1 protein-coding gene is annotated in these 1,055 nt (G+C 53.6%); it reads right to left on the bottom strand.

Annotated elements, in window-relative coordinates; genetic code table 11:
* Positions 1–158: 158 nt before the first annotated feature.
* Positions 159–1,055: ISNCY family transposase (locus tag TRICHSKD4_RS27750; protein ID WP_050763575.1), on the bottom strand; the 897-nt coding region annotated here is incomplete at its 5' end.

Here is a 1,055-nt window from a genome sequence, read left to right on the forward strand (position 1 = left end):
CTCGGCCTCTTGCAAGAAGACAGGGAAGGGCGCGACCTTCTTGAGGACGGCACCTATTATAAGACGCCACTTTGGTCCGTAGCACTCCACCTGGAAAGTGACCCTGAAGTTGGCCGGCGGCGGTTAAGCTGACAAAGGCAACACCCCTCACCAAGGGTCTATTCAGCAGCTTCAATCTTAGAGCGTTCCTTCCTCCGCTTTGCAATGTACTGCGGATCGTCAAACACACTCGGTCGGCCTCGAGGCTTGCGCTCACGCTTCTTATAGCCGCCTTTCTCGCTGGCTGACTTGACCTTCGGCGGCGGTAGGTCCGCCTCCTGCTGTTCTTTGATCCAGGACAGCACCTCACCAAGACGCTTGTTCTCAGTGACAGCCGCATGCGATACGCGTTGATCCTTGTCGAACACCTTGAACGGCAAAGAAAATCCATTCCAAAGAACTTCCAGACGGCCAACTGCAAACTGGCGGGTCTCTACATATTTACCGGGCAGGGCGCAGGTCACGTCGTTCTCTTCCAAAATGATCCGCTTGCGATCATAGGAGACTGCAAGCTGCCCCGACACATAACGCTTCTCCTTCCAACACAAGATCGTTGAAAGCTGATCCTCATTCACATTCAACGCACGATGCAAATCGTCTCTGCGCGCAGGAGCCTTGGCAAATTTTGCATTATAGTGGGCCATAAACTGCGGCAAAAACGCGTTCGCCGCTTCGATCGTGCTGATATTGGCCAGTCTCATCGCTTTTACCAAACGGTCTTGAAGTGTGCGGTTGGCCCGCTCAACGCGGCCTTTGGCCTGGCTGGATTTGGCGCATAAGATCTCAATGTTCAGCTCGGCCAGTGCCCGGCCAAACTGGGTCATGCCTTGGCCACCCTTAGCTTCCGTCTTATTGACGCGGAACACGGAATGCTTGTCCGAATAGAATGCAACCGGGCGGCCATGAGTGGTCAGATAGGTCTCCAGTGCTTCAAAATAGTTAAAAGCGCTTTCTGAGCAAACAAACCGCAGTTCCATCAAGCTGCTGGTGGCATCGTCGATGAACACAAGCAAAGT

Source organism: Roseibium sp. TrichSKD4, from assembly GCF_000148725.1.
Classification (GTDB): domain Bacteria; phylum Pseudomonadota; class Alphaproteobacteria; order Rhizobiales; family Stappiaceae; genus Roseibium.